The sequence below is a fragment of the Shouchella rhizosphaerae genome (genome assembly GCF_036700015.1).
Classification (GTDB): Bacteria; Bacillota; Bacilli; order Bacillales; family Bacillaceae_D; genus Shouchella; species Shouchella rhizosphaerae.
In genome coordinates this window covers 445488-469185 of sequence record NZ_CP144921.1, presented here as the reverse complement: position 1 = coordinate 469185, position 23698 = coordinate 445488, and the positions used below count along the sequence as shown (strand labels likewise).

The 23698-nt window shown below is 45.3% G+C and carries 25 protein-coding genes; 20 read left to right on the top strand and 5 right to left on the bottom strand.

The window, feature by feature from the left end; genetic code table 11:
- The first annotated feature begins 97 nt into the window (after positions 1 to 97).
- The 5 genes from V5G21_RS02560 (at position 98) to ytfJ (ending at position 3470) form a co-directional block, all read left to right on the top strand.
- Positions 98 to 298, top strand: coding sequence for an alpha/beta-type small acid-soluble spore protein (locus V5G21_RS02560; RefSeq protein ID WP_011247591.1), 201 nt, complete (start codon positions 98 to 100; stop codon positions 296 to 298).
- 270 nt (positions 299 to 568) lie between these two features.
- Positions 569 to 1555 carry a signal peptide peptidase SppA gene (gene sppA, locus V5G21_RS02555; protein WP_011247590.1) on the top strand — a complete coding sequence of 329 codons (987 nt, stop codon included), beginning with the start codon at positions 569 to 571 and terminating at the stop codon, positions 1553 to 1555.
- 13 nt (positions 1556 to 1568) lie between these two features.
- Positions 1569 to 2117, top strand: a complete 549-nt coding sequence (locus V5G21_RS02550) for an RDD family protein (protein ID WP_011247589.1) — start codon at positions 1569 to 1571, stop codon at positions 2115 to 2117.
- A gap of 229 nt (positions 2118 to 2346) precedes the next feature.
- Positions 2347 to 3030, top strand: coding sequence for a DUF2953 domain-containing protein (locus V5G21_RS02545; RefSeq protein ID WP_011247588.1), 684 nt, complete (start codon positions 2347 to 2349; stop codon positions 3028 to 3030).
- Between the two features lie 17 nt (positions 3031 to 3047).
- Positions 3048 to 3470, top strand: coding sequence for a GerW family sporulation protein (gene ytfJ / locus V5G21_RS02540; RefSeq protein WP_011247587.1), 423 nt, complete (start codon positions 3048 to 3050; stop codon positions 3468 to 3470).
- Positions 3471 to 3534: 64 nt separating this feature from the next.
- Here the strand turns inward: ytfJ and V5G21_RS02535 are convergent, their stop codons facing one another.
- Entirely contained in the window at positions 3535 to 4731 is a 1197-nt protein-coding gene (locus V5G21_RS02535; protein ID WP_011247586.1) for an MFS transporter, read from the bottom strand.
- A 201-nt stretch (positions 4732 to 4932) separates the two neighbouring features.
- Between V5G21_RS02535 and tpx the strand changes: the two genes are divergently transcribed.
- The 10 genes from tpx to V5G21_RS02485 all read left to right on the top strand — a co-directional run bounded on the left by tpx (position 4933) and on the right by V5G21_RS02485 (position 14121).
- The gene (gene tpx, locus V5G21_RS02530) at positions 4933 to 5427 is read left to right on the top strand and encodes a thiol peroxidase (RefSeq protein WP_011247585.1); all 495 of its coding nucleotides are present in this window, start codon (positions 4933 to 4935) and stop codon (positions 5425 to 5427) included.
- A gap of 111 nt (positions 5428 to 5538) precedes the next feature.
- The gene (locus tag V5G21_RS02525; protein ID WP_011247584.1) at positions 5539 to 6525 is read left to right on the top strand and encodes a class I SAM-dependent methyltransferase; all 987 of its coding nucleotides are present in this window, start codon (positions 5539 to 5541) and stop codon (positions 6523 to 6525) included.
- A gap of 153 nt (positions 6526 to 6678) precedes the next feature.
- Positions 6679 to 7866, top strand: coding sequence for an acetate kinase (locus V5G21_RS02520; protein ID WP_011247583.1), 1188 nt, complete (start codon positions 6679 to 6681; stop codon positions 7864 to 7866).
- Between the two features lie 126 nt (positions 7867 to 7992).
- The gene (locus tag V5G21_RS02515) at positions 7993 to 8928 is read left to right on the top strand and encodes a 3'-5' exoribonuclease YhaM family protein (RefSeq protein ID WP_011247582.1); all 936 of its coding nucleotides are present in this window, start codon (positions 7993 to 7995) and stop codon (positions 8926 to 8928) included.
- Positions 8925 to 9716 carry an EcsC family protein gene (locus V5G21_RS02510; RefSeq protein WP_011247581.1) on the top strand — a complete coding sequence of 264 codons (792 nt, stop codon included), beginning with the start codon at positions 8925 to 8927 and terminating at the stop codon, positions 9714 to 9716. Before V5G21_RS02515 ends, V5G21_RS02510 begins: the two co-directional genes overlap by 4 nt.
- A 198-nt stretch (positions 9717 to 9914) precedes the next feature.
- Positions 9915 to 11126, top strand: coding sequence for an argininosuccinate synthase (locus tag V5G21_RS02505; protein ID WP_011247580.1), 1212 nt, complete (start codon positions 9915 to 9917; stop codon positions 11124 to 11126).
- Positions 11123 to 12511, top strand: coding sequence for an argininosuccinate lyase (gene argH / locus V5G21_RS02500; RefSeq protein ID WP_035201905.1), 1389 nt, complete (start codon positions 11123 to 11125; stop codon positions 12509 to 12511). The genes V5G21_RS02505 and argH overlap by 4 nt, the downstream gene beginning before the upstream one ends.
- Positions 12512 to 12668: 157 nt before the next feature.
- Positions 12669 to 12791, top strand: a complete 123-nt coding sequence (locus tag V5G21_RS02495; RefSeq protein WP_011247578.1) for a hypothetical protein — start codon at positions 12669 to 12671, stop codon at positions 12789 to 12791.
- Positions 12792 to 12930: 139 nt separating this feature from the next.
- Positions 12931 to 13683, top strand: coding sequence for an SDR family oxidoreductase (locus V5G21_RS02490; RefSeq protein WP_011247577.1), 753 nt, complete (start codon positions 12931 to 12933; stop codon positions 13681 to 13683).
- A 57-nt stretch (positions 13684 to 13740) separates the two neighbouring features.
- Positions 13741 to 14121, top strand: coding sequence for a hypothetical protein (locus V5G21_RS02485; protein ID WP_011247576.1), 381 nt, complete (start codon positions 13741 to 13743; stop codon positions 14119 to 14121).
- A 76-nt stretch (positions 14122 to 14197) separates the two neighbouring features.
- Here V5G21_RS02485 and V5G21_RS02480 read toward each other — a convergent pair whose 3' ends face one another.
- Positions 14198 to 15307, bottom strand: a complete 1110-nt coding sequence (locus V5G21_RS02480) for a M24 family metallopeptidase (RefSeq protein ID WP_011247575.1) — start codon at positions 15305 to 15307, stop codon at positions 14198 to 14200.
- Positions 15308 to 15411: 104 nt separating this feature from the next.
- Here V5G21_RS02480 and V5G21_RS02475 point away from each other — a divergent pair, with 104 nt between their 5' ends.
- From V5G21_RS02475 to V5G21_RS02465, 3 genes are all read left to right on the top strand, one after another.
- A complete protein-coding gene (locus V5G21_RS02475) occupies positions 15412 to 16098 on the top strand; it encodes a metal-dependent hydrolase (RefSeq protein ID WP_011247574.1) in 687 nt (228 codons plus the stop codon).
- 101 nt (positions 16099 to 16199) lie between these two features.
- Entirely contained in the window at positions 16200 to 16439 is a 240-nt protein-coding gene (locus tag V5G21_RS02470) for a hypothetical protein (protein ID WP_011247573.1), read from the top strand.
- Between the two features lie 71 nt (positions 16440 to 16510).
- On the top strand, positions 16511 to 17818 hold the full coding sequence (locus V5G21_RS02465) for a DRTGG domain-containing protein (protein WP_011247572.1): 1308 nt from the start codon (positions 16511 to 16513) through the stop codon (positions 17816 to 17818).
- Positions 17819 to 17920: 102 nt separating this feature from the next.
- Here V5G21_RS02465 and V5G21_RS02460 read toward each other — a convergent pair whose 3' ends face one another.
- A complete protein-coding gene (locus tag V5G21_RS02460) occupies positions 17921 to 18205 on the bottom strand; it encodes a YtpI family protein (RefSeq protein WP_011247571.1) in 285 nt (94 codons plus the stop codon).
- Positions 18206 to 18304: 99 nt separating this feature from the next.
- On the opposite strand from V5G21_RS02460, the gene V5G21_RS02455 reads away from it, so the two are divergent.
- Positions 18305 to 19234 carry a DHH family phosphoesterase gene (locus V5G21_RS02455; RefSeq protein ID WP_011247570.1) on the top strand — a complete coding sequence of 310 codons (930 nt, stop codon included), beginning with the start codon at positions 18305 to 18307 and terminating at the stop codon, positions 19232 to 19234.
- 51 nt (positions 19235 to 19285) lie between these two features.
- Here V5G21_RS02455 and ytrI read toward each other — a convergent pair whose 3' ends face one another.
- Both ytrI and V5G21_RS02445 read right to left on the bottom strand, forming a co-directional pair.
- Positions 19286 to 19798 carry a sporulation membrane protein YtrI gene (gene ytrI / locus V5G21_RS02450; protein WP_011247569.1) on the bottom strand — a complete coding sequence of 171 codons (513 nt, stop codon included), beginning with the start codon at positions 19796 to 19798 and terminating at the stop codon, positions 19286 to 19288.
- The gene (locus V5G21_RS02445; protein WP_011247568.1) at positions 19798 to 20133 is read right to left on the bottom strand and encodes a YtrH family sporulation protein; all 336 of its coding nucleotides are present in this window, start codon (positions 20131 to 20133) and stop codon (positions 19798 to 19800) included. Before V5G21_RS02445 ends, ytrI begins: the two co-directional genes overlap by 1 nt.
- Positions 20134 to 20299: 166 nt before the next feature.
- Here V5G21_RS02445 and V5G21_RS02440 point away from each other — a divergent pair, with 166 nt between their 5' ends.
- A complete protein-coding gene (locus tag V5G21_RS02440; protein WP_035201903.1) occupies positions 20300 to 23587 on the top strand; it encodes a DNA polymerase III subunit alpha in 3288 nt (1095 codons plus the stop codon).
- The last annotated feature ends 111 nt before the right edge of the window (positions 23588 to 23698 follow it).

Below are 23698 nucleotides of genomic sequence, written 5' to 3'. Positions count from 1 at the left end.
AATGGAAGTAGGGGAAGTTCATATATTTACCAGTTATCAAGCATGTATGTTCTTTCCTCTTTCGAGCAATCTAGAAGTACCGGAGGAGGTGAGACATATGGCTAACTCAAACTCAAATAACTTGGTAGTACCTGGCGTACAACAAGCACTTGATCAAATGAAATACGAAATCGCTTCTGAATTTGGCGTAAACCTTGGAGCTGACACGACTTCTCGTGCAAACGGTTCTGTAGGTGGCGAAATCACGAAACGTTTGGTTGCTCAAGCTGAACAACAATTAGGCGGATTTCAAAGATAAGTTCATACAAAATGGCTAGGAGCAGGGACACCCCTGCTCCGTTTCTGTGTTTTTCAACGATATGGGAAGATGATATACTAGAAAGAGGCAGAAAGGGGCTTTTGTGGTAACCGCACGTTGTATACGGAAGCAAGAAAGGACTCTAGGCTGCGTGGCGAACGGAGAAACAACGATACATAAAGATGATAATGGGCAATGGGGGAGCTACGAACATTTGTAGGAGATGGCGGAGCATTTGATTTTAAGACAAAATTACAAAGGAGCGAGAGGATGAAAGCGAGAAGGTGGATTGCATTAGGAATTGGGGCTTTTATTTTGGTGTTTTCAGTCATTACATCGCTATCACTAGCGATGAATACATATTCCCAAGCCAATTGGCTAGCAGGAGCTTATGACGAAAGCGTAGTGATTCAGGAAGGAGATCCTTCCGGTTCAATTGCCCTTTTAGAAGTAAACGGGGCGATCATTAATACAACAAGCGATTCTCTGTTTTCTGCTGAAGGGTACAATCATTCAAACTTTATGGATTTATTTTACCAAACAATGAGTTCCCCAAATGTGGAAGGGATTATTATTGCGGTTGATTCTCCTGGTGGCGGCGTATTAGAAAGTGCGGAAATTCATGATGCGGTCATTGAAGCACAAGAAAATTATGGGAAACCCGTTTACATTTCAATGGGTTCGATGGCTGCTTCTGGTGGGTATTACTTGGCCGCTCCTGCTGAGCAAATTTTTGCATATCCGCAAACGTTAACGGGGTCAATTGGCGTGATTATGAGTTCGTTAAACATTACCGAATTGCTTGATAAAATCGGTGTCGAGGAAACGGTTTACAAAAGCGGTCCTTACAAAGACATGATGAGCGGCACTCGTCCGCCTACTGAAGAAGAAGATGAGATTTTACAATCGATTGTCGATGAATACTACGATGAATTTGTCGAAGTCATTGCCAATGGCCGGGGAATGGATGAAGAGCGCGTTCGTGAATTAGGGGACGGCAGAATTTATACAGGCAGGCAAGCGCTCGAAGCAGGCTTAATTGATGAGCTTGGGTCGATCAATGATGTCATTGCCGCCATGCAGCGTGATTTGGGCAGCAACTACCAAGTCATTGCGATTGAGCCGAAACAAGGATTAACGAGTATGTTTGGCCTTGCTGCTGAAAAAATATTTGGCAAAGCTGAACAAAAACAAGGACTCATGGAACTGACCGAGTACAACCAACCTAGAGCCATGTATCTGTATGATTATGAATAAGGGGGCTGAACAAATGGAAAGGCGATTCCCCTCTGCCGGATTCAAGCGTTATTTACGAAAACAGCCGCCGGTGATGGTTCCTGCAACAAGGGAGGCGGCTCAAGAAAAAGGGGCAAGCGCGATTCGTTATGCTGGGTTTTGGATGCGATTATGGGCGTTTTTATTTGATTTATTGATCGTTTCAGCTATAAACGCGGCATTAGTTCATTCGTGGCTGCCGTTTGTACAAACAAACGACCATTTCTTTGGGTTTGCGGTTACAACGGTGATTGCCCCAGCTATTCTTTACGCACTGTTGTTTTTCGCTTATTTTGCAGGAATGACAAAAGCTTTCTCGCAAACGCTTGGAAAAATGGTGTTTGGTTTAAAAGTGGTTGCTGCAGACGGCTCGCCGCTCACATGGCGAACATTGTTCTTTCGAGAAGGCGTCGGCCGCTTTATCCAGCAAGCACCCTTACCACTTCGTTTCCCGCTGCTTGCTTATATTGTTGTTGCATGCACGCCTAAAAAACAAGGCATCCATGATTTGTTTGCCGAGACATATGTCATCCATTGTGAGTAGCAAGAACAATGGTGAAAACGGAGCCTGTCGTCTAATTTTGACGACAGGCTTTAGGTTTATGGACAAGGAAACCGCAGCGCTCCAACCCCCGTTCCATTCGATTTTCCCTCGTCTGCCAAGCGTTTTTTAACTGTCAGAGTACGATTATCGACTTTGTCTTTTTTAGATAACGACCGTTTGTTTATTTTTTCGGCAATTGCGTATAGTAAAGAGAAAGGAGGGCAACGGTGTGCAAAGCTGGGTATGGTGGTTAATAGCGTCCACAGCTAGTCTGCTGCTACTAGGCATATGCCTTTTAATGGCAACAATTCGCATTCGGTGTACTTACAAACATCGACAAAAGGAAGATTTGCTGCAACTGGATGTCCGCATGTTAGGCTTTACTCTTTATCAATTGGAAGCGCCTTTAATTGAATGGAATGAAAACGAAGGCACGGTGTCGATCAGGGAAAAAAATAAAAGCCCTGTAAAAGAAAACAAACAAAAAAAGAAATGGTCGATTGAAACAATCAAGCGCTTTATTAAGAAAAGCAAAGAGTGGATTGCACACTTTCCCAGCTATAAACGGATCGCTGTTCGTTTTTTTAAAGGCTTGACTGTTGAAGAGTTCAAATGGTCCACTGAAATTGGCACAGGAGAAGCCGCCAGCGCTGCCAAAGTGGCGGGGGTCGTATGGGGGCTAAAGTCGTTTTTTTGCGGATGGGCTTCCCATAAAGTGAAATGGCGTGCTGCCCAACAATTGGACGTCGTTCCCCATTTCCAGTCTGAAACGTTCGCCCTTTCGTTTTCATGCATAGTCTCCTTTCGCGTGGGACACGCTATACGTACAGGTCTTGCGCTTGTTCTCAATTACAAGAAGAACTCTTCACAGAAGGTACAGGCGCCTGCACAAGGTGCTGTAGCAAGTGATTGAGTGAAAGGAGTAAAGTCATGTCAGAACATCCAATTCAGGGCTTGATGAAGACAGCAATGGAAAACATCAAGGCCATGGCTGACGTCAATACCATTGTCGGTGACCCTGTCGAAACACCTGATGGCAGTGTCATTATGCCGATTTCAAAGGTAGGCTTCGGGTTTGCTGCAGGGGGAAGTGAATTCCACATCGAGCAAGCTCACGATGAAATTGGCCATCCATTTGGCGGTGGAAGCGGCGGCGGTGTGTCGATTACGCCAATTGCCTTTTTGGTCGTAAATAGCAAAGGTGTCAATATGGTTCATTTAGACAGTTCGACTCATCTTTATGAACGACTGCTCGACTTGGCGCCGCAAGCTTTTGAAAAAGTACAACACATGCTAAAGCAGAACGAGCATGGTGACAAAACTAGCTATCATTATGACGATCCCCTTGCATAATTGGTTCAACAAGCTCTAAGCCAGTTGAGATCTTCTCAACTGGCTTTTCGGCGATGTGCAGATTTTATGATGCTTCCAATTCGGCATCGGCCATGCATTTTACCCCTAAGTTGTTTAATTTGCGATGATGCAACACGCGATAGGCTACGATGGCCAGAATCACAATTGAGGCTGAGATGATGTACATAAACGAATAGGTAGAGCCTGTGACAATGAGGCCAAGCACGTAAGAGCCGAGGCCGATACCAAGGTCATAAAAAATATAAAAAGTGCTTGTCGCTTGCACTGCTTGTTTTGGGGGAACAGATTGAACGGCAAGCGTTTGGAAACTTGGCAGCACAGAGCCGAAACCGGCACCCATTAAGACAGCGGCGATTAAAAAAATCGATAAGCTGCCTGCTTGCGAAAGGGTAAAGAGGCCGATCGCAAATAAAACAAGTGTTGGGTAGACAACGACATTTTCACCAAAGCGGTCAAAAATCCTGCCCGTAATCATACGGGAACCTAGGAGGACAAGGGCATACACAAGAAAAAAAGCACTTGCTGCGGATTCCATGCCGAGGCTGACAGCGTACAACGTAATAAAACTTAATATCCCACCGTAAGCAAAGGAGGCAAGGGATGAGCAAAGGCTGACAGGCACCGCTTTTATGGCAATAAACCGATCTACAGAAAGAGGTTCTGGTGCTTTTCTTACAGGCTTATACACGATAAACAATGCAAGCAATAGCCCTATAACGGATAAAAATACGGTCGTTAGAAAAAGTGCTGTGTAGGAAATGTGTTGGACGACTTGCAATCCAACGACAGGGCCGATGACCATAGCCAGGCTCATAAACATGCTGTAGTATCCGACTGCTTCTCCTTGCCGTGTTTTAGGGGCAATCATGATCGCTAGCGCACCTGCTGCTGTTGTCGCTACTCCAAAGCCCAAACCTTGTAAAAAACGCAAAAAAAGAAGCCATCCGAATGAAAATGACCAAATGTGCAAAATGGCGGTGATCACTACGACGAGAAAGGAAACGAGCAACATGTTCTTCTCTCCGAAACGATCAAGCAATAGCCCTGCGAAAAGGCGGGCAATGACTGAGGCAGCGATGAACACTCCAACGATAATGCCGACTTGTTGTTCTGACGCATGAAGCACGTCCATCGCAAATAACGGCAATGTAGGAATGAATAAGTTGAAAATCGAAAATAAAGTAAATGCGCTAAAGCATAAATACAAAAACGTAGGCGACCAAAGCCGCTGCTTAGCCATGGAGTCACATCCTTTAATTGTTTGGCACACGAAATAATTATATACGTTTATAGTGTAGAGCGAATGGCAGAAACAGTCAATGGGAAAGGCATCCTTTTTGTGCCAATCAATGTTCACGATTAAAACGTCGCAGTTGCCTAACGACTGCTTAGCCTGTACAATTTATAAAGAAAGAACCAATATGATGGGGGGAAGGGAAGCATGCAAATTACATTCAAGCAAAAACCAGTCACATTAGCTGGAACACAAGTCCAAGTAGGGGAAAAAGCGCCGGATTTTACGGTGTTGGCCAACGATTTATCTGAAGTAACGCTCGCAGATTCAAAAGGAAAAGTTCGCTTGATCAGTGTTGTGCCATCCTTGGACACAGGTGTATGCGACCAGCAGACAAGGCGTTTTAATGAAGAGGCAGCAAAATTGGATAATACGGCGGTTCTTACGATCAGCGTCGATTTGCCATTTGCCCAAAAACGTTGGTGCGCTTCCGCTGGCATTGATAATGTCCAAACGCTTTCCGACCACCGCGACTTGTCATTTGGCGAAGCATACGGTGTAGTAATTAAAGAATTGCGCTTGTTGGCCCGTTCTGTCTTTGTCGTTAATGCGGATGATGAGATTGTTTATGTGGAGTACGTGAACGAAGTGACGGAGCACCCAAATTATGAGGCTGCGTTGGAAGCAGCTAAAAATGCTTAATAGCCGAACGGCATAATCAGTTTATGTCCACTGCTGTGACAGTGGACTTTTTCTTTGTGCTTTTGTACAATACAGGACAGACAAGATGGACGGAAAAAAGAAGGTGTAAAAATGGAATCAACTCAAGTAGTACGTCTGTTTGATTATTTGGACCAAAGCGCTGACATTTTACTTAACCAGATCGAGGGAACGTATTTAGACGCTTTGGCTGCAGCAGGCGACAATTTATTTGAACAACAGATTTTGCAGGAAGTGCGTGGCGAAACCGAGGCAATGCTCGAAAAAAAGCTAAACGAAGTGAAAGACGAAAAATGGGAACGGGAAGATATGCGCAAAGCATTTCAGCTTGCCATCATAAAAGGAATGAAAGGGACCGTACAAGCAAACCACATGCTGACGCCTGACGCGGTAAGTTTGTTTATCGGCTATCTGGTTCAAAAACTAATAGACCCTAAAAAAGAGCGCTTTAAACTGCTTGATTTGGCTGTTGGTTCAGGGAATTTGTTGTTTTCGATTTGCAACCATGTAAACAATGAGCCAGAGGCAATTGGATTTGAAGCGGATGAAACATTGCTGAAAGTCGCGTTCGCAAGTGCCAATTTGCAGCAACGTGAAGTCGCTTTATACCACCAAGACAGCGTCCAAGTTACATTGCCTCACGCAGACATCGTGGCGAGCGACTTGCCTGTTGGCTATTATCCAAAAGATGATGTCGCAAAAGGGTTTGAGTTAAAAGCAGGAGAAGGGCATAGCTATATTCATCATTTAATGATCGAACAAGCAATTCGCTCCCTTCATCCCGGCGGGTATGCAGTGTTGCTTGTCCCAAATTTTTTATTCTCAAGCGATCAAGCAGAAGCATTAAATGTTTACTTGAAAAAAGAAGCAATTGTGTTAGGGCTTCTCCAGCTTCCAAGTTCGCTGTTTTCCAACAGTCAACACGGCAAAAGTATACTGTTGTTGCAAAAAAAGGCAGACAACGTCAAAACCCCTCAACAAGCATTGCTTGCGGAGCTGCCGTCTTTTTCAAACGCTGAAGCGATGCACGATATGATGAGGCAAATCAATAAATGGTTTTCAGAACAGTTAGGGCGCTAAATGAGCGCTCTTTTTTTGTTGAAATTGCCGCTCTTTTTAATTAATTCAAATGTATGCGCTTTTTTGTCGAACCGTGCTTGAAATCAAGGCTGGTGAATGCTTAAATGGTAGAGGAACATGCGTGTTAGACAGAAAAAAGGAGTCGAAAGAACCATGGCTAAAATTATTGCAATTAATGCAGGAAGTTCATCTCTCAAATTTCAACTGTTGGCAATGCCAGAAGAGACAGTCATTGCAAAAGGGCTGGTTGAGCGGATTGGCTTAAAAAAAAGTATTTTTACAATCGAAGCAAACGGCCAACAGCATGAATTGACCGAAGATATTCCTGACCATGCTGCAGCAGTAAAGCTTTTGCTAAAGGACTTAACGGGCCGCGGCATCATTGCATCCCTAGAAGAAATTGAAGGCATTGGCCACCGTGTTGTTCATGGCGGCGAGAAATTCAATGATTCCGTTGTAATTACAGATGAAGTCCTTCAAGGCATTGAGGAAGTATCAGAATTGGCTCCCCTCCATAACCCTGCCAACATTACAGGTATTAAAGCCTTTAAAGAAGTCCTTCCAAATGTACCTGCTGTAGCAGTGTTCGATACTGCTTTCCACCAAACGATGCCAGAGAGCGCATTTTTATATAGTTTGCCCTATGAATACTATGAGAAATATGGCATTCGTAAATATGGATTCCACGGCACTTCCCATAAATATGTCACACATCGTGCAGCCGAATTAATGGAGACGCCAATTGAAGAATTGCGTATTCTTTCTTGTCATTTAGGCAACGGCGCAAGCATTGCTGCGGTTAAAGGCGGCAAGTCGATTGATACATCGATGGGCTTCACGCCACTGGCAGGTGTGACAATGGGGACCCGTTCAGGAAACATTGACCCTGCCCTGATTCCTTACATTATGGAAAAAACCGGCCAATCTGTAGAAGAAGTCGTGGCTACGCTTAATAAAAAGAGCGGCTTGTTAGGGATAACTGGCTTTTCAAGTGATTTGCGTGATATTGAAGCGGCTGCGAAAGAAGGGGACGAACGAGCACAGGTAGCTCTTGATGTGTTTGCGTCTCGGATTCATAAGTATGTCGGTTCATATGCGGCACGGATGGGCGGACTCGATGCGATTGTCTTTACTGCTGGCATTGGCGAAAATAGCGCCACCATTCGGGAACGTGTTCTAAAAGGGCTCAGCTTTATGGGCGTTGATGTTGATTTGGAAAAAAATAATGTCCGCGGCAAAGAAGCGTTTATTGAAAAAGCGGGCGCTCCAGTTAAAATCATTGTCATCCCAACCAACGAAGAAGTCATGATTGCTCGTGACACGGTTCGGTTAACATCATAAGATAAGTTCGCCTTGCCCCCTCGGTTAAACCAGAGGGGGGAGGCTGTTTTTTTTATCTAGTGTTTCCCATAGAAGTTTTGCCTTTCTGGAAAGAAGTAGATAAGATAGAAGCGGAGGTGTCTGGCAATGACAGTCAATGGCTTTTATTTAATTCGTGACCGTGAAATTAAACAGGCAGCTAATGGCTCGCTCTACGCCAATTTCACACTGCTAAAACAACATACGATTCTGTCTGCGAGGCTATGGGATATAACAGACGACCAACAAGATAAATTTGTGCCAAAAGCAATTGTAAAAATTGAAGGGAAGCTAGAAACATTTCGCTCTAAACAACAAGTGACGATCCAAAAGATTCGCTTGGCTACTGAAGAAGACGGCATCAACCGCACCGAATTGGTATCGAAAAAAGGGATTTCCAGAGAGGATTTGTGGCATGAGCTGCGGATGATCATGGAAGAAATCCAATCGCCAGTTCTTCAACTTGTTATAAAAAAGCTTTATGGCGATCGATCAATTCGCGAACGCTTTACAACCATCCCTGCTGCTAAAAAATTGCATCATGCTTATTACGCAGGCTTGCTTGAGCAGACGGTAGAGTTGGCCGCTGCTTGTTTGCAACTTCTTCCTTTGTACGCTGACTTGGACAAAGACGTAGCCCTTGCCACTTGTTTGCTCGGCGACATTGGCAAAGTAAAAGCATTGGAAGATCCGTTTGCCCCTGAATACACCCGTTCTGGTGAGTTAATCGGCCATTTGGCATTAAGTTCAGAAATGATCAGCCAAGCGGCTAATGAACAGGGGTTGGACGTAAACGACCAGAAATTAGTAGCAGTCAAACACGCGATATTGGCCCAATATGGCGAAACGGAGTCAGGGTTGTCCAGTACCGTTCAAGCAAAAACAAAAGAGGCGCTTTTTTATTACTATATCAAGCGGATGAATACAGAATTACGGGCGTTGCAGCAAGCTGAGGGCGGAGAACACGACTTTGCCTATCTCGATTTGTTTAAGCGAAAGATGGCTGTCGGAAAGGCTTTTCATCAAGAGGAGGAAGCTGAGTGAAGACGGAGATTGCCTTAATGCATGATCGAGTACGTAAGTATGAAAAACAGTTATACGAACAAGCGCAAAGCCCAATGACGACGCCTGTCCCTTTGCAAAAGGCAGGGATGCGGACATTAGCTCAGTTAGAACCGTTTGTTCTCCAATTGCATCCCTTTATCACAAAAGATGAATGGTTTAATCAGCGTGCAAAGGAAACGTTTACACCACTTCCCGTTAGCGCAAGTGAACAACAGATCACTATTCATGAACAAAAGCTAAATCGCGAGGAAGCCAAAATACGACTTTTGTCTGCAGGCAAAGGAGCCTATTTAGCGAAAGGCAAAAGAATGGCATTGACTTTGCCAGCGCAACTGTATGCGTGTGGACGCGCGATTGCTCTAATCGGCCATGCTTATGGATATAAAGGAGACACAGCGCTTGAGTCGCTGTATGCGATTCGCCTACTCCACTTATCCTTTTTGCCGCGCTATGCGCGCCTCGCTGAATGGGAACTCCTGCAAAAGGAGCTGGCTGAGCATGAAAAAGGCCAACCTTTCTATCAATCAAGGGAAGATTTATTCAGTGATGAATTGCTTGTGTCTTTGGCTTTGCAATCGATGAAATGGGGGCTTATTCGTTCAGTAAGCAATAAGCAGATTGCTGGCAAAAGCTTGGCGACATCTGCGGTCGGCGCTTATAGTTTTTACAAGCAAATACAGACAACCCTCGCTGCTGCACGTGTTTTTTACCAAAAAAGGTGGCTAAATTCTAGGGAGCGCATATACTATACAAAAACCAGGCGATGACTCAATCAGGCCTGGTTATTTATATAGAATATTTGGCGAAACCCCTTGTCAAAAGAGAGGAAGCCTGTTAAAGTTATGTATATTCATTAATAGAGGCTTATTTTCTTGCAAATCGGGAAGAGGTTCCCGACTGTTTTTTGAACATTTATGTATAAAAATAACGAAAAGAGAATGATTATTCATAGCGGAGGGATTCACATGGCGAAAGAAAAAGTAGTTTTAGCTTACTCTGGGGGATTGGATACGTCTGTTGCCGTTAAATGGCTAACTGACAAAGGGTATGACGTTATAGCTGTCGGCCTCGATGTTGGCGAAGGAAAAGATTTGGAGTTTGTAAAACAAAAAGCCCTTCAAGTTGGGGCCATTCAATCTTATACAATTGACGCAAAAAAAGAGTATGCTGAATCATTTGTCTTGCCTGCGTTGCAAGCACATGCCCTTTATGAGCAAAAGTATCCTCTTGTTTCGGCGTTATCACGCCCGCTCATTTCCAAAAAGCTCGTAGAGATTGCCGAACAGACGGGAGCAACAGCAGTAGCCCATGGCTGCACAGGAAAAGGCAACGATCAAGTGCGCTTTGAAGTTTCCATTCAAGCGTTAAATCCGAACTTAAAAGTATTAGCACCTGTAAGGGAATGGGCATGGTCACGTGATGAAGAAATCGAGTATGCAAAAGCGCACAATATCCCGATTCCGATTGATCTTGACAACCCATATTCGGTTGACCAGAACTTGTGGGGACGTAGCAATGAGTGTGGCGTTCTTGAAGATCCTTGGGCGACTCCGCCAGAAGGAGCCTATGCGCTGACAGCGCCGCTTGAGAAAACGCCTGATACACCAGACATTATTGAACTGTCTTTTGAAAAAGGGGTGCCCGTTGCGATTAACGGAGAGGCATACCCTCTTGATCAGCTGATTTTGACGTTAAATGAGATCGCTGGCAAACATGGCGTAGGCCGGATTGACCATGTTGAGAACCGCCTAGTTGGCATCAAATCTCGTGAAGTTTATGAATGCCCAGGAGCGATGACGCTAATCAAAGCTCACAAAGAGTTGGAAGATTTGACGCTACCGAAAGAATTGGCCCACTTTAAACCGGTTATCGAAAAGAAACTGACTGAACTCATTTATGAAGGGCTTTGGTTTTCAAGCTTGCAACCAGCACTTCTTGCTTTCTTAAAAGAATCTCAAACGCATGTAACTGGTGTTGTCCGTGTCAAACTTTTTAAAGGCCATGCGATCATCGAAGGGCGCAAATCTGCTTACTCTTTGTACAATGAAAAACTAGCCACGTACACGCCAGATGATGAATTTGACCATTCAGCTGCAGTTGGGTTTATTTCCCTATGGGGCTTGCCTACAAAAGTACACAGCATGGTGACAAAGGAGAAAAAGGAGGTCACGCTGTGAGCAAGCTGTGGGGTGGAAGGTTTACAAAAACAGCAGAACAATGGGTCGATGAATTTGGCGCATCGATCGGTTTTGACCAACAGCTTGTTGAGGAAGACATTACAGGAAGCATTGCCCATGTAACGATGCTTGCCAAACAACACATTCTTTCTGAGGAAGAAGCGGCCCAGATCAAAAATGGGCTAAAGACGCTGCAAAAAAAAGCAGCAGCAGGAGAGCTTGTCTTTTCTGCTGCTCAAGAGGATATCCATTTAAATTTAGAAAAGCTGCTCATTGATGAAATTGGCCCTGTTGGCGGTAAACTGCATACAGGAAGAAGCCGGAACGACCAAGTTGCGACTGATATGCACCTCTATTTGCGGACGCAAACCGAAGAAATCATGGAAGCAATCCGCACATTGCAGGCCGCATTGGTTAAGCAGGCGGAAGGGCATGTCGAAACGCTGATTCCTGGCTATACCCATTTACAGCGGGCACAGCCGGTTTCGTTTGCCCATCATTTGCTTGCCTACTTTTGGATGCTGGAACGTGATTACGGCCGATTGCAAGACAGCTTAAAACGGGTGAACATTTCTCCATTAGGGGCTGGTGCTTTGGCGGGGACGACATTTCCGATCGACCGTGCTTACACTGCGGAACTCCTTCATTTTGAGGGCATTTACGAAAATAGCCTTGATGCCGTCAGCGACCGCGATTTTATTGTTGAATTTCTCGCTGCTTCGGCGACGCTAATGATGCATTTGTCTCGGTTATGTGAAGAGTTGATCCTATGGTCTGCACAGGAATTTCAATTTATTGAAATCGACGATGCCTTTGCAACTGGATCAAGCATTATGCCACAAAAGAAAAACCCGGATATGGCTGAATTGATCCGCGGCAAAACCGGACGCGTGTACGGCAGTCTGTTCAGCTTGCTGACAACGTTGAAAGGTTTGCCGCTAGCTTACAACAAAGACATGCAAGAAGACAAAGAAGGCATGTTTGACACTGTAAAAACAGTCAAAGGCAGCTTGCGGATTTTCGCAGGAATGATTGAAACGATGACTGTAAATACGGATGCGATGGCAAAAGCCGTCACAAGTGACTTTTCAAATGCGACTGAGTTGGCAGACTATTTGGCGACAAAAGGAATGCCTTTTAGAGAAGCTCATGAAGTAGTAGGCAAACTTGTGCTCACAGCAATTGAAAAAGGTGTGTATTTGCTTGATTTGCCTATCGAAGTTTACAAAGAGGCGAGCAGCCTGTTTGCCGATGACATCTACGAAGTTCTCCAGCCCAAAACCGTTGTTGGCCGACGGAATAGCGCAGGGGGCACCGGTTTCGAGCAAGTCAAGCTCGCCCTTGGAAAAGCAAACGATCTTTTGTCTCAGTCTATAAAAGGATAGTATGTGCAGGCTAAAGTCAGCTAAGCAAGATCCGAAGCCGAGTAAAGATGTAAGAGGGAGCATTGATGCTTCCTCTTTTTTATTTTTTTGTGAAAAGGGGGTAGAAAATAAATACAGGAGGCAAACTAAGGAGCAATGAAAAAGGAGGAGTGGGACAATGGAAAAAAAGCAAGAAACCAATGGCGAACACATTGAGTCTGGCGAGCAGATGGTAAATGAACAAATTATGGATTCCTATTACCAAGGGACAGCAGAGGACGAAAAGCGTCGCAGCAAATGACGTCCTGATCTCGATCGGATGACACAAACGCAAAACAAAACCCAGGCTGATTAGTAGTTAGCACTGGGTTTTGTTTTGCGTTTCCAATGGGACTCATGTATCTTTGGGATAAAAGCGTCTAGTCAAGAGGTGAACAGCAATGAGGCATGCATTGATTACGGCCGGGACGAAAGGGCTGGGCTTACAAGTAGTGGAAGGATTGCTGGAAGCGGGGTACAGTGCAACGGTTACTTATTTCAGTGACAAGGAAAAGGCTGAAACGCTCCAACAAAAGTGGGCCCATAAAAAATTGCAGCTTGTCCAAGCGGATGTCACGAAGAAAGAGGACTTGCAAACGGCAGCAGCACAAGCCCTTTCCTTCGCTGGCAGAATCGATTTGTGTATCCATAATGCCGGCCCTTACGTGTTTGAAAAAAAGAAGCTTATGGATTACAGCGAAGCCGAATGGGCATATATGATCGATGGCAACTTGAATTCAGCGTTTTACCTGCTCCAGCAAGTCATCCCCGTCATGCGGAAACAATCATTTGGACGCATTGTTTTTTACGGTTTTCAAGGCGCCAATAGCGCGCCTGGATGGATTTACCGATCCGCTTATGCAGCTGCGAAAGTCGGACTTGTTTCGCTTATGAAAACGGTTTCGATCGAAGAGGCAGGGCATGGCATTACTGCCAATATGGTGTGCCCTGGCAATATTATGGGTGAAATGAAAGAATCGACGATTCAAGAGGCACGAGAGCGAAACGACAGTGATACGCCGATTGGCCGCTCTGGGACAGGGGAAGATATTGCCAGAACGGTGTTGTTTTTATGTGAAGATGATGCTGATATGGTAACAGGAACGGTCGTTGAAGTAACTGGTGGAGTCGACGTCATTCACCGTTATCGGTAAATGCATAATCACACATGTTTTTGCCTACCTTAGTAATAAAAAGGTGGGCTCGTCCAAATGAAACACACACTTATGTATACGACGCTGTTTGCTCTATTATTGGCGGCGATTTGCCCATTGCCTGTGTCTGCTGTATCGGGGACGGAGCTTATGGAATCTTTTTCACTACGGGTGACGGTCATTGCAGAGGGAGTCGAACATCAATGGGAATACGATAACCCAAACCATTATGAGTATGAAAAAGGCAATTACGTTATAAAAGGGGAGGAAGCCCGGTCCCATGTAGAAGAAATCGTCGATTTGCTCCAAATCAATGAGGAAACGACAGAAGCAGAATACGCTGATCGGCTTTCTGCTAAATTCCCCACGATGGAACGCTTAGAAATTCGTTGGATGAATAGGGACAGCGAACGTTTTACATGGTTATGGACAAAGTAAGCGAATAAAAAAGGGTAAAGCAAAGTGGCCTGCGAGGAGAAGGCCACTTTGCGTTTTTACGAGCTGGACAGAGCGGTTATAAGCGAACAGGCACAGGGTCCAGCGTTTTCGGGTAGCTTGTCATTACCTCGCACCCAGCGGCTGTAATAACAACATCGTCTTCAATTCGTACACCGCAACGATCTGGTATGTAGATGCCAGGTTCTACTGTAAAGGTCATCCGTTCTTTTAAATGGTTTTGGTTGTCTTGGTGCATGGAGGGAGACTCATGTACATCAATGCCTAACCCGTGTCCAAGTCGGTGTGGAAAAAACGCGCCATAGCCAGCTTCTGTGATCACATGGCGTGCAGCTTGGTCAACAGCGCCAATGACTGCACCTGGCTTCGCAGCAGCGAGCGCCGCTTCTTGCGCTTTAAGGACTGTATGGTAAATAGTGGCCTCCTGTTCGGAAACGTTTCCGTAGGCAACGGTCCTAGTAATGTCGGAGCAGTAGCCCTCTAAAACGACGCCAAGGTCAAAAAGGACAAACTCGCCTTCTTGCAATTGGCGATTGCCTGGCTTTCCATGTGGTGCGCTCGCATGGTCGCCAAAGAGGACGGTTGTCTGGAATGACATTTCCCGGATGCCTTGTTGTTTCAGGCCATATTCAATCGCCGCGACGACTTCCATTTCGGTTACGCCTGTTTTTAATGCGGCTACGCCTAACTCTACCCCTCTATCAGCAAAAGCAGCGGCAGCACGCAATGTTTGCAGTTCTTCATTCGTTTTCTGAAGGCGCTGCTCCATTAAAAGTCCTTCACAGTCAGTAAACGAAACCTGTTTATCAAGGGCTTGTAAAGCGCGAATCCGTTCAAAAGAGACAAGCCGTTCTTCCACACATATAAGTGGCAAGTTACGGGGCTCGTGCTCGGGAATGCGGGCATAGATGTTTTCCCAAACATTTTCATTATCACTATATGAAAGAATATCGCCTTCGTATCCAGCTTTTCTGACCATGCTTTCTTCCATTTTAGGAACAACAAGAAAATGGCTATTTGGAAAAACAAAAAAGGCAATGAGGCGTTCATGGGGGTCCGTACGGTAACCGGTTAAATAAAAGACATTTTCTTTGCTTGTTATAAACGCAAACCAAGCTTGCTTTTCTCCCATTTGCCTTTGCAATGTTTGCAGCCGTTCCAATTTCAAATGAATCCTCCTCCTTTCTTTAAGTATACGGTAAAATAGTTTTAGTCGAAAGAAATTCGGCTATAAATCAAAAAGAGACAAACATTCGAAAGGAGCGCTTGCGAGTGAAAGTAAGTTACCATGGCCATTCCGTTGTCCAGATTGAAACAGGTGGAAAAACGATTTTAATTGATCCGTTTATTACAGGAAATGAATTGACTGATTTAAACGCAGACCATGTGGAAGCCGATGTCATTCTGTTAACACATGGCCATAATGACCATGTCGGCGATACAGTCGCGATTGCCAAGCGCACAGGGGCACTGGTTGTCGCTGTAGCCGAATTAGCAACATACATGGGCTTTCAAGGAGTTGAAAACGTTCATCCGATGTCCATTGGCGGCGCATACCAGTTTGACTTTGGCCGTGTTAAGTTTACACAAGCCTTCCACGGTTCTTCGTTCACAGAGGAAGATAGCCAAAAAATTGTCTATACAGGCATGCCAGGCGGCATTCTGTTCACTGCTGAAGGCAAGACCATCTACCATGCAGGCGACACAGCTTTGTTCAGCGACATGAAGCTTATTGGCGAGCGCCATCCTATCGACTTGGCCTTTCTTCCAATTGGCGACAACTTTACAATGGGGCCAGAAGATGCAAAAACAGCAACAGAATGGATTGGCGCCAGCTTAACTGTTCCAATTCATTACAACACTTTTCCGCCGATTAAACAGGATCCTCATGCTTTTGTTACCAGCCTTCAAAGCGGCGAAGGGCGTGTCTTGGAAGTTGGCGAAACGATAGAACTGTAAAAATACGGCTTATTTCAACAATTTGACGTTCACATCACCGATGTGGACGTTTGTTCTTTTTAAGAGCGGCAATGCATAGGCATAGGACAAGGGGGGAGCCTATGAAGCAACGTTCGTTCATTTGTTTGCTTGCAGCCATCGTTTTAGTCGTTTATGCATTCGATTATTTGCCGATACATGAAGAAGGAATCGGGCAAATGTTTGCCTATTCTTGGCTTGCATTCGCCGCGCTTGTCATTGCTGGAAATGGGGTCGCTGTGCTAGGCGGATACCGGCAAAAAGCGCAGAAAGACAGGCAACAGGAAAACGCCGAACCGGAAAAAAGACGAGAATTTGGTTAAGAAGTTGCTATGGCGCCGCGTCAAGTCGTATACTAGATAAAAGAGTGATACGGTGAAAGCGTGGTGCCAAGGTGACGACAAAGCATGAACAAATACTTGAATACATAACACAATTGCAAATAGGGGAAAAAATATCGGTCCGGTCTATTGCTAAAGCTTTAAGTGTTAGTGAAGGAACCGCATATCGCGCCATTAAGGAAGCGGAAACGCAAGGGCTCGTTTCGACGATTGAACGGGTTGGCACAATCCGGATCGAAAAAAAGAAAAAAGAAAATATAGAAAAGCTCACTTTCGCAGAGGTCGTTAATATCGTTGATGGACAAGTACTTGGCGGTCGGACAGGCCTTCATAAAACACTAAACCGTTTTGTGATTGGTGCCATGAAAACGGAGGCAATGATGCGCTATGTGACAGCGGGGAACTTGCTCATTGTCGGCAACCGCTACCAAGTGCATAAGATTGCTTTAGAAACAGGGGCAGCTGTCCTCATAACTGGCGGATTTAGCACGAGCGCCGATGCAGTCCGTCTGGCTGATGAACTTAACCTCCCTATTATTTCTACATCCTATGACACTTTCACAGTAGCAGCGATGATCAACCGCGCCATCTACGACCAATTGATAAAAAAAGAAATTGTCTTAGTAGATGACATTTTAATCCCATTGCAGGATACGTACTATTTGACAGTGACGAATACGATTGGCAAATGGCAAGAGTTCAACGAGCGGACTGGGCATAGCCGTTACCCCGTTGTCGATGAGGCAATGAGGGTACAAGGAATGATTACAGCAAAGGATGTATTTGATAAGCCGAAGCATTGGCTGATTGAAAAAGTGATGACTGGCGACCCGATTACGGTCAATGAACGTACTTCCATAGCCGCGGTTGCCCATTTGATGGTTTGGCAAGGCATTGAGTTGCTCCCTGTTGTCGACCAACAGCGAAAATTGATTGGTGTGGTTAGCCGCCAAGATGTATTGAAGGCCTTACAAACAACACAAAGGCAACCTCATGTCGGAGAGACGATCGAAGAGATCGTGACAAGCCGGATGGAAGAAAAACGAAGTGGAAATGAGTTGCTTTTCACTTGTGACATTACACCGCAAATGACCGACCATGTTGGAACCGTTTCTTACGGTGTTGTCATGACGTTGATGGTTGAGGCGGCAAGGCGAACGATGCGGAAACACAAGCGCGGGGATTTGGTGCTTGAAAACGTCACGTTGTATTTTTTAAAACCTGTGCAAATTGACAGCCATATTTCCATCATGCCATCTATATTGGAAATTGGCCGAAAACATGGCAAGTTTGATGTCGCCCTCTACCACGAAGGTGAACTTGTCGGAAAAGCAATGCTTACTGCCCAGTTGATTGAATAGTGAAGCTTGCCAGTAGGGCAAGCTCCAGACTGTAGACACACGCTCGCATCTTCGTGGCTCACCTCGACTGACAAGCGTTACAGTCAGTTTGAGTGATGTTGTCTAATCCAGTTGTGCTGCATAATGTTTATGAGCGCGAAATCCGTAAATGGCGTTCGCGAGGCCGAATATAAGGAAGACGGCTCCGACAATGAGTTGAATGGCGGTATAAAACGAAAAAAAGGCTAAGTTAACGCCAAGGGCAGTCATCGTGGCGCCTAGAGCCAAGCGGGCCCGTGATTCGAGAATCCGTTTTTCCAAGGAATCCTGCAAACGAAAGGCACGGACACGGGTAATTACATAAAACATAAATGCGGCAATCGCAATAATGATCAAAATACGGCCCATATAAACCTCCTGTTACGACTTGCATGAGTAAATAAAGCGATTTCTTTTATTGTATCGCGAATGGGAAGGTTTGACCAGCCGCACAAATAAGGAGGAACCATGTTTTCGATCATCAGTGAACACATTCAACAATATGAGACGATTATTATACACCGTCATGTGCGGCCCGATCCTGATGCCCTCGGCTCACAGCTCGGGTTTAAAGCTCTGATCAAACAGGCGTTTCCTGAGAAAAAGGTCTATGCTGTCGGTGAAGAGGAGCCATCGCTGGCTTTTTTCGGAAAAATGGATACGATTGAAGATGATGTATACAAAGGGGCGCTTGTCATTGTCTGTGATACGGCCAATACAGAGCGCATTAGCGACCAACGCTATAAATTAGGGGAAGTCGTGATCAAGTTTGACCATCATCCAAATGAAGAGCCATATGGCGATCTCGTTTATGTTGACACGACCGTTAGTTCCACAAGCGAGTTGGTCATTGCCTTTACAGAAGTAGCACGTGTATTCAAGCTTACAGAAGAGGTCGCTTTCTTGCTCTATGGCGGCATTGTCGGCGATACAGGCCGTTTCCGCTTTCGCAACACGACTGCCGACACGCTCCGGAGAACAGCAACGCTACTTGAAACAGGATTTGACAGCAATGCATTTTATCGGAACTTGTACAAGCGTTCATTGAACATGGTTCGCCTTGAAGGATACGTACTGCAAAACTTTGAAGTGATCCAAGAAAAGGTTGGCGTGATTAAGCTGACGGCAGAACAATTACACCGATTTGGCGTCACAGCCAATGAGTCTTCGTTGCTTGTCAATTGTTTTGCTGATGTGGAAGGATTGGAAGCTTGGGCTTTCTTTGTCGAAGAATCAGAGACGAAAATCCGCTGCCGCTTACGGTCAAAATCAGTATCGATAAATGAAATCGCTAAACGGCATGCTGGTGGAGGCCATCCAGTTGCCGCTGGAGCGACAGCCTACTCGTGGGAAGAAACAGACGTAATTACGACTGAACTTGTTGAAGCTTGCACGTAAGAGGCAAGTGGCAAAAAACAGGCACGTGCCTGTTTTTTGCTGTATAAGCGGTTAGCGAATGCTTTTTTCTTCAATAATTTCAACATTGAGCTCCATTTCAGTCATGGCAAAGAAGCTAATCGTTTTGACGCGGTATTCGTTGTTGTTGAGCGTGTATGTTTTATTTTCGACTGCGCTTAAGATCACTTCTTTTATGCTTGCGATGGTTTCGATGTTGGTTCCTTGCAAATGGCGCAGTTCCTTTAAAATTTGCTGTTTTAATTCATACACATTCAATTGGCTAAGGTGGTACTTGTCGCTATTCGTCAAGTTGACAGTCACGCTTTGGACAATTAGGTTCTTTAAGTTTTCCTCGTTATGCAACGTAATGTCGTTAATGAGCTGGTCATTTTTTGCCCGTAATTCATTGATGATAATGCTCTGTTTGCCCATCTCATTATACAAGTGATCATACCGTTCGCCGTACTCAGCCAGAAAAAAGCCCCAACCAATCAATGTGCCAATAAGAATACCTGAAAAAAAGCGAAGCCAGCCTCGGTGTTTTCTGTAGTTTGGTATATACATTAGACGGGGTCTCCAACAATCCACCGAAGTAGAATGGTTCCTGATTGGGCGCCGCAAAAAGCAACAAGCAGCATCGCTAGCGTTCGGTAAATGTCTTCGTGGACGCCGCTGAACAAGCCTGTTTCAATTTTGGTGATTGCTTCAAAAGAGCCGCCAATCGCTGCGACAATTGCCCATATTTTCAAACTGTTGGAAAGGCTGTAAATTTCAATTAACACCGGTTTGCCGATTAAAAAAGCGCCAATGCCGCCAATTAGCGCTCCGCCGATCATCACGCCGAAGGCAATAAAAAAGTTCATGACTAAATGCGCTAGCATTTCCTTTGTCAAAAGCATAGGTTGCTCACCTCGTCCAAGAAAGCTTTACTTTCATATATAAGGCCGAGGGCGGGGAATTATGCAGGTCAATTGTGGACAAGTCTGGAAAGTTGCATAGGGCGCCCTTTTCCATTAAAGTCATTTTTATTAAGGATTGTAGCGAAAAATAAGAGGAAGTGGTTTCGTGGATGCCCTGATTACGAATGTTTACAGCGAATACAGCTTACTCCAGTCAACGAACCGGGTGGATGAGCTTGTACAAGCTGCTAAGGAAGCTGGCTACACAGCGCTTTCCCTTACAGATAGACATGTATTATATGGGGCTGTGCCTTTTTTTCAAAGCTGTCGTAAAGCTGGACTCAAACCGTTGCTTGGCCTCGAAGTGACTGTCCGACTCGATGAAGAGATAATACCGGTACGGATGGTCGCCAAAAATGAAGAAGGTTATCGCCAACTTGTTGCCCATAGTACATCGCTTGGCTTTCAAACTAAACAGGCAGCGATTGAGCTAGAAACATGGAAAGCAAACAGCACCGCGTGTTTTGTTTTTATCCCGAAAGAAGCCTTTGTTGCGGCAAAAGGCAATTGGCTGCGCTTTTGGGAGCGCCTAGCTGGTGGGCTTGAGGCGTTTATCGAGCTTGCAGGCGGCGAAAGCGACCACGAGCTCATACAGTTTGCGAATGCCCACCAAATCCCGTGTGTGGCTGCTCCGCCAACCCGGTTTTTGCGCAAAGAGGATGCGCCTGTTTACCAACTTGTGCGTGCGATAGGGGCTGGGACGACGACGACTCACCTTGAATTAGAAGAGGGCTGGCAACGGTGGCATTTGCCGACCGCAAACTCGCTGAAAGAACGTTTTCCCGAAAAAGCGCTTTTGCAGGCAAGGGCGCTTGCGGAAAAAGTTGAACCGTATTTGCCTGAAGAAAAGCCGCGAATACCTGCTTACGATGGGCTTACGGTTGAACAAGCAGATAAACGCTTAGAAACGTTATGCCGGCAAGGTTTGAAAGCACGATACAAGGCAGTGTCAGTAGAGGCTGAAAGGCGGTTGGAACATGAGTTAGCGATTATTGCAGAACGGGGTTTTTCCTCGTATTTTTTAATTGTCGCTGACTTTGTCGGCTATGCCAAAAAATCAGGCATTTTAACAGGCCCAGGCAGGGGCTCGTCGGCTAGTTCCATCGTCGCTTATACGTTGTTCATTACCGACGTTGACCCGCTAGCCCATGATCTTTTATTTGAACGCTTTTTAAACCCTGAGCGTGCAAGTTTGCCCGATATCGATGTCGATTTTCCAGACTATCGCCGTGATGAAGTGATTGCTTATGTTAGAGAGCGGTTTGGCCATGATCGAGTTGCCCAAGTGTTAACGTTTGGCACATTTGCAGCACGCGCTGCGATTCGCGACGTTGGAAAGGCGCTGTCGATCCGCCATACTTTTGTCGATCGCGTTGCGAAGTCGTTAACCCCTGCTTCTCTCAGCCTTAATGAAGCGCAGGAAAAAGGCGTCTTTAAAGGCCTTGAATCGCCTGAACTGGACGAGTTGCTTTTTTTCGCTAAGCAAATTGAAGGGTTGCCAAGGCATGCATCGACCCATGCTGCAGGAGTAATTATTAGCGACAAGCCACTTAACAATAAAACAGCGTTGCAGTTAGGGATCGACGGCCATGCGGTGACGCAAGCGGATATGGATAGTTTGGCGCGTCTAGGTCTTGTGAAATTTGACTTTTTGGGGCTGCGCAATTTGACGTTGCTTGAACGGATGCTCAAAGTAATTGAACAAGAAGAGGGTGTCGCATTAAATTTGCAGCATATCCCACTCAATGATAAAGCCACTTTCCAGCTGCTTCAACAAGGGAAATCAACGGGAATTTTCCAACTTGAGTCGGCAGGCATGAGGCAAGTGCTGAAACAGTTGCAGCCAAGCCAGTTTGAAGACATTGTTGCTACAAGTGCTCTTTATCGGCCAGGACCAATGGCATTTATTCCAGAATACATCCGTGGCAAACATGGACACACGCAAGCTATTGTTCCCCATGAATCGCTGCGTCCAATTGTCGAGCCTACTTTTGGCGTTCTCGTTTACCAAGAGCAAATTATGCAAGTCGTGCAGGCGACGGCCAATTATAGTTTAGCTGAAGCGGATTTGTTCCGTAGGGCCATTAGCAAAAAGCAACATGATGTCATCATTCAAGAAAGACACCAATTTATTCACCGGGCTGTCGAAAACGGGTTTTTACCTGAAGAGGCAGAGGCTATATTTTCATTAATTGAGCGGTTTGCCAATTATGGCTTTCCTAAAAGTCATGCCACAGCTTACAGTTTCATTAGCTACTGGCTTGCTTATTTGCGTGTCCATTTTCCAGCTGCCTTTTTTGCTGCGCTTTTTTCCTCAGTTTGGCAAAATCACGAAAAATTGTATTCGTATATAAACGAGGCGAAAAAAGAAGGCATTCGTGTGCTGCCTCCGTCTGTTTGCAAAAGCGGCCTGCTATTTGAACTTGAAAATGGCCAAATTCGCTTTGGTCTTTTGCCAATTTCTGGTGTTAACGTCCAAGCGGTCAATGAAATCATCAGCAAGCGGCGAAAAAACAGCGACAGCAACTTGTTTATGTTTTACGCCCATGTTGCCTCAACGGCTGTCAACAAACGGGTAATGGAAGCTCTTATTAAAGCTGGGGCATTGGATGAGTTTGGCCAATCGCGAGCGACGCTGCTCGGCAACTTGGATAAAGCAGAAGCTTTTGTTGAGCAAGTCCGTTCGTTTAAAGCATCTTCAGGAGGGCTGTTTACAATCAAGCCTGCCGTTCCAGCTTACTTGGATGTGACGCCGTCTACGAAAATGGAAGATTTAGAAGGGGAGCGTGAAGTGCTTGGCTTTTATTTATCGGGCCACCCAATTGAAAATGAACTAGAGCGGCTAGCACCATTCGGTCGTATCCCTTTAGCTGAATGTATCCCTTCAAGAAAGCCAGTACGAATTGCGGGAATGGTCATCGATGTAAAAAAAATAGTAACGAAAAAAGGCGAAGCGATGGCCTTTTTGACTCTGAGCGACGAATCGGGCGAGTGTAGTTGCGTGGCCTTCCCCCAAGCGTGGAAAGTATATGAAGGGCTGTTCGCCCCCCACGCCCTTGTGTTTTTAGAAGGCGTATTAGAAGAACGGCAAGGAAAAACGCAGTTTATTATCCATAAAGCAGCTGATGTTTTGCAACTAAACAAAAACAAGAAAAAACAAACGCTCTATATTCGTCTAACGGCGGACAAAGATCAGCCTACACGCCTGAGCGACTTAAAATATGTGCTAAGCCAAGATGTCGGTTCAACACAAGTGATTCTTTACAGAGAAAAAGAACAGGCGCGAACGCGCCTTGCAGATGAATACAGTGTCGCGCCAACAAGGAAGACGCTTCAGTTATTAAAACAAATGTTTGGCGAAGAGAATATTGTGCTAAAAAGCGACGAAGAGTAAAGAGAGCCCATTTAAATCAAGATTTTTACGGGAAACCTTGCGCTACCTATTGGCGTATGGACAGGAGTTGTTTATAATAGGGAGCGTAGAATTGAGTGGTCTGACCAGTGA